Genomic DNA, 5,536 nt, shown 5'->3' with positions numbered 1-5,536 from the left:
GCTCAAGAATGTGAACATCAATATAGAAAAAGGCGAGTTCGTATTTATAGTTGGAAGCAGTGGATCAGGCAAGACCACTCTGTTTAGGCTTCTGCTCAAGGAGCTCGATCCTACGGAGGGCAATATCACTGTTGCCGGATACGACTATGGCAAGATAAAGAGAAAAGATATACCGAAGGTCAGAAGAAGGATTGGAGTCGTATTCCAGAACTTCAGGCTTCTGAAGGACAGGACTATATACGAGAATGTTGCATTTGCACAGAGAGTTATCCAGACTCCGGCGAGATACATCAGAAGACGTGTTCCGGCCATGCTGACGCTGGTTGGACTTGCAGACAAGTACAAATCATATCCAAAAGAGCTCTCAGGTGGTGAGCAGCAGAGAGTTGCCATGGCGAGAGCACTGGTCAACAATCCTGACATCATACTGGCGGATGAGCCTACAGGAAATCTCGATCCTAAGAACTCACTGGATATCATGAACCTCCTTGAGGATATCAACAAGAGAGGAACCACAGTTGTCGTGGTAACCCACAACAAGGATATCGTCAATGAGATGAAGAAGAGAGTTATCACCCTGAAGAAGGGTGTAATTATCAGCGACGAGAAGGAAGGAGGATATATAGATGAAGATTAGTACATTTTTCTATATCCTCAGACAGGGCTTTGCAAATATAAGAAGAAATATTCTGTTCTCACTTGCATCACTTGGAACCATCATATCATGTCTGTTCCTCTTTGGAATCATATATGCGGTAGTTGTAAACTTTCAGTCCGGTATGCAGGAGCTTGAGAATACAGTTACAATATCAGTGTTCTTTGACGAGGATGTGTCGGACGACACGATACAGCTTATCGGATCACAGATAAGAACTCTGGATTATGTAAACACGATGGATTACGTGTCGGCGGATGACGCATGGAATAAATTTGTTGAGCAGAACTACGATGATCCACAGGCGGCAAAGAATGCATTTGGCGAGGACAATCCACTTAAGAATTCGGCCTCATATGAGGTTACGCTCAAGGATGTGGCCAGACAGCCGGAGTTCGTGGCATTTGCCCAGGGGCTTTCAGGAGTCAGAAAGGTCAAGAGCTCTGACGTGACTGCGGACAGCATCACGACACTGTCATCCCTTGTCGGATATGCATCCATAGGAATAGTTGTGATACTGATGCTGGTATCTATCTTCCTTATAAGCAATACTATCACCATAGGTATCACGGTGCGAAAGGAAGAGATAGGGATCATGAAGCTGATCGGTGCGACAAATGTATTTGTACGGGCGCCGTTCATCATAGAGGGTGTGATCATAGGTGCGGTCGGTTCGGCTATACCTCTGGTTCTTCTGTACTACATGTATGATAAGATACTGACATATGTTGCCGGAAGATTTAAGGTTGTCACAACGCTGTTTGCATTTGTGAGCCAGCATGACCTGTTCAAGACCATGATACCGGTTGGACTTGTGCTTGGTATCGGTGTTGGACTGGTAGGAAGTATCCTTACCACGAGGAAGCATTTGAGAGTATGATATAATGAGCATTGCGACGGATGCGCTTGCGCAAGACGTCATAATGCGAATGCCCTCATTGAGCCGGCAGGCGATATAATATAATGAAGCACGCTGATGCGTGCGCAGGTCATCGCGCTCACGCACGACGACATAAGATATACTAGTTAATTGTTAGATGGGGATAACAAGGAGTAGTAGATTATGAAAAAGAAAGTCAATGTAAAAGGGAATATCAGAAGGATGGCATTGCTTGTTGCGGGATGTGTAGTCATGGGGGGCATGGCTGCGTCTCAGACCGGGGGAAATATGGCATATGCCATGACGAAGGAAGAGGCTGAGCGTCAGAAGGATGATGCCAGTGAAAACGAGAAGAATGCCAAGGACGTTCTGGATTCTCTGGAGGAACAGCAGAACAAGATCGTTCAGGACGTTGCGGATCTGGATGCCAAGATGACATCCGTCCAGACTCAGATAACGAGCCTGCAGGAGCAGACAGACGAGCTCCAGACGGAGATAGACACAACTCAGAAAAGTCTGGATGAAGCTCAGAAGGCAGAGGATGAGCAGTATGAGGCGATGAAGCAGAGAATACAGTATCTGTATGAGGAGGGGGAGACGGAATATGTCGATGCCCTGCTCACATCCATATCATTCAGCGATCTCCTGAACAAATCAGAGTATATAGACCAGATATCGGAATACGATCAGAGGCAGCTTGCAAAGCTGATCAAGACCAAGACAGATATAGCAAATTATGAGGCGCAGCTTGAATCTGACCTCAGACAGGTGGAGTCGGTCAAGACGGATCTGGAGAGTAACGAGGCTGAACTGCAGACCATTATAGATCAGAAGCAGGAAGAGATCACCAGATATGATGGTGATATAGAAGCCCAGAAGTCGTTGATGAACAAGTTCACTGTGGCCCGTGAGGAAGCCGAGAGACGTATCGCGGAGATATCCAGACAGGAGATGGGCAAGGCAAATGCAAATGGTACGGGTGCGTATACGAAAGATGGAAAGGTATACGACACCTCCAAATATAAGGGCAAATTCATGTGGCCGGTATCGACCGGAGGTGTTATCACGGATGAATTTGGTTACCGAGATGCTCCTACAGCGGGAGCAAGTACATATCATCAGGGACTTGATATAGGCTGTGATTATGGAACAGATATTGTTGCGGCGGAGGCCGGCACAGTCGTGATGTCCTGCTACAATGGCGGTGGTGGCAACATGGTCATGATCAGCCACGGCGGCGGAATATGTACGGTATATATGCACAACTCACAGCTATGTGTAAATGTTGGCGACAAGGTTGAGAAAGGTCAGGTCATAGCAAAGGCAGGAAGTACGGGTGTGTCGACAGGTCCGCATTGCCATTTTGGCGTGTCGATAGACGGAACGTATGTCAATCCGCATGACTTCCTTGGACAGTAGACCGGGCAGGGGATATGGAGAGATTCAGGTATTTGATGGCAATACAAGGTTAGGAGATAATGATATGAGGAAAATGTTGAAGAAGACAGTAGTGACAGCGGTGCTGGCAAGTACGGTGATCGGTCTGACGGGCTGCGGTACATCAGGTGTGTTCAGTGGCACACTCAGCGGCAAAACCGGCAGTTCCACCAAGATAACCTATGATGGCAATCTGTTGGATGCGGACGTATTTGACAAGACAGAGAAGATCGAGAGTATCATAGACAATTATTATTACAATGATATTGACGATGATACGATCAGGGAGGGCATATACAAGGGTATAATGGAATCCCTTGACGATCCGTATGCACAGTATTACACCAAGGAAGAGTATGCCAAGCTGCAGGAGGATGATTCAGGTGAGTATGCCGGAATCGGAGTTACGGTCAGCAAGGATGAGGATACGGGATATGTCCGTGCGGTAAATATCCTTGAGGGTGCACCGGCTGAGAAGGTGGATATACAGCCTGATGACATTATTGTACAGATAGACGATCACGAGATCACTACAGACGATGATCTTGACTACCTCGTATCACTCATAAGAGGCGATGCTGGAACTGATGTTACGCTGAAGATATACAGGGAGCGTGATAAGGCTTACCACGATGTCACCATCACCAGGGAGATCGTTGAGTACAGCACGGTATCATCATTTATGATAGACGACAAGATCGGATATGTGAGGATCACGCAGTTCATAGACAACACAGACGAGCTTTTCCAGAAGGCAGTTGAGGAGCTCAAGAATGAGGGCATGCAGGCACTGATGATCGATGTCAGAAGTGATCCGGGTGGAATGCTTACCACGGTCGTAAACATTTGCGACTATCTGCTCCCAGAGGGAACCATAGTGTCCATCAAGGACAAGACCGGCAAGGTTGTGGACGAGTATAAATCGACAGATGATGAATACCTCGATATGCCTATGGTAGTCCTGACAAATGAGTACAGTGCCAGTGCGTCAGAGATACTTACATCGGCACTCAAGGAATTCGGGGCTGCAACTGTTGTAGGAAAGAATACCTACGGTAAGGGAATCGTGCAGAGTGTTATACCACTTGGTGATGGCACAGCGATCAAGCTCACGACACAGAAGTATTTCACACACGATGACAACGATATCCACAAGAAGGGTGTTGCGCCTGATATTGAAGTGGATCTTCCAGATGATTATACCTATGAGGATTTCCAGGGCAAGAATGACAGCCAGTACCAGAAGGGTATTGAGGTTCTGAAGGAGAAGCTGAAGTAGGGACCAAGATAGAGATTGGTATAAATATAGTTATATAATAGATTTCAATATTGAGTGGGCAGGGCAGATGACGTTACTGCGTTATATAAATTTGTCAGTGAAGTATCTGTTCGAATGCTATCGTATATGTAAAATGCATAAATAATTAAAACAACATAATTTTTAGATAATATGCAGCACAAAAGTGCTGCATATTGTGTTATACTAGGAAATGTTCAGAAATATGTTATAGGTAAATAAAAGGCAACAAAGGAGATATACATGGATAAGGAACTGATTATCGTATTGGACTTTGGCGGACAGTACAACCAACTGATCGCCAGACGTGTAAGAGAGTGTAATGTATATGCCGAAGTACATCCGTACACATTGCCGCTGGAGAAGATCAAGGAGATGAATCCAAAGGGAATCATCTTTACCGGCGGACCAAACAGCGTATACAAAGACGATTCACCTAGCTGCAGCAAGGAGATATTCGAACTGGGTATTCCTATTCTCGGAATATGTTACGGTTCACAGCTCATGGCTCATCTGCTGGGCGGCAAGGTCAGCACGGCCCCTGTCAGCGAGTATGGAAGAACAGAGGTTGAGGTTGACAAGACATCCAAGCTGTTTGCAGATGTGAATGACAAGACCATCTGCTGGATGAGTCACACAGACTATATTGCAGAGGTGCCAGAGGGTTTCAAGAAGACAGCTTACACTCCTGTATGCCCAGTGGCAGCCATGGAGAATGCTGAGAAGAAGCTGTATGCGACTCAGTTCCACCCAGAGGTTATGCACACCGAGGAAGGTATGAAGATGCTCAGAGCATTTGTCATGGATGTATGCCAGTGTGCAGGCGACTGGAAGATGGATTCATTTGTAAAAGATACAATAGAGAGTCTCCGTGCCAAGATAGGCGATGGCAAGGTGCTGTGCGCCCTGTCAGGCGGTGTTGACTCATCAGTAGCTGCGGTTCTCCTGTCCAAGGCGATAGGCAAGCAGCTTACATGTGTGTTCGTAGACCACGGCCTTCTTCGTAAGAACGAGGGCGACGAGGTTGAGGCGGTATTTGGACCGGACGGCCCATATGACCTGAACTTCATCAGAGTAAATGCTCAGGACAGATTCTACAGCAAGCTTGCCGGAGTAACCGAGCCTGAGGCAAAAAGAAAGATAATAGGTGAGGAGTTTATCCGTGTATTCGAGGAAGAGGCCAAGAAGATCGGTGCCGTGGACTTCCTCGTACAGGGAACCATATATCCTGACGTCATTGAGTCAGGCCTTGACAAGTCAGCAGTCA

At 46.6% G+C, this 5,536-nt stretch carries 5 protein-coding genes; all 5 read left to right on the top strand.

Going from position 1 to position 5,536, the window contains the following annotated elements:
• Positions 1–637, top strand: a 637-nt coding sequence (ftsE, locus tag CCU_RS06320; RefSeq protein WP_208895977.1) for a cell division ATP-binding protein FtsE, incomplete at its 5' end; no start/stop codon positions are given.
• Entirely contained in the window at positions 627–1,535 is a 909-nt protein-coding gene (gene ftsX / locus CCU_RS06315) for a permease-like cell division protein FtsX (RefSeq protein WP_015533994.1), read from the top strand. The genes ftsE and ftsX, both read left to right, overlap by 11 nt.
• A 183-nt stretch (positions 1,536–1,718) precedes the next feature.
• Positions 1,719–2,954, top strand: coding sequence for a murein hydrolase activator EnvC family protein (locus CCU_RS06310; protein WP_015533993.1), 1,236 nt, complete (start codon positions 1,719–1,721; stop codon positions 2,952–2,954).
• 64 nt (positions 2,955–3,018) lie between these two features.
• A complete protein-coding gene (locus CCU_RS06305; protein ID WP_015533992.1) occupies positions 3,019–4,251 on the top strand; it encodes a S41 family peptidase in 1,233 nt (410 codons plus the stop codon).
• A gap of 261 nt (positions 4,252–4,512) precedes the next feature.
• On the top strand, positions 4,513–5,536 hold a 1,024-nt coding region (guaA, locus tag CCU_RS06300; protein ID WP_208896047.1), incomplete at its 3' end, for a glutamine-hydrolyzing GMP synthase.

Origin of the sequence: Coprococcus sp. ART55/1, from assembly GCF_000210595.1 — a bacterium.
Taxonomy (GTDB): domain Bacteria; phylum Bacillota; class Clostridia; order Lachnospirales; family Lachnospiraceae; genus Coprococcus; species Coprococcus aceti.
The sequence above is the reverse complement of the archived record's forward strand: the minus strand, read 5'-3'. Positions and strand labels throughout refer to the sequence as shown.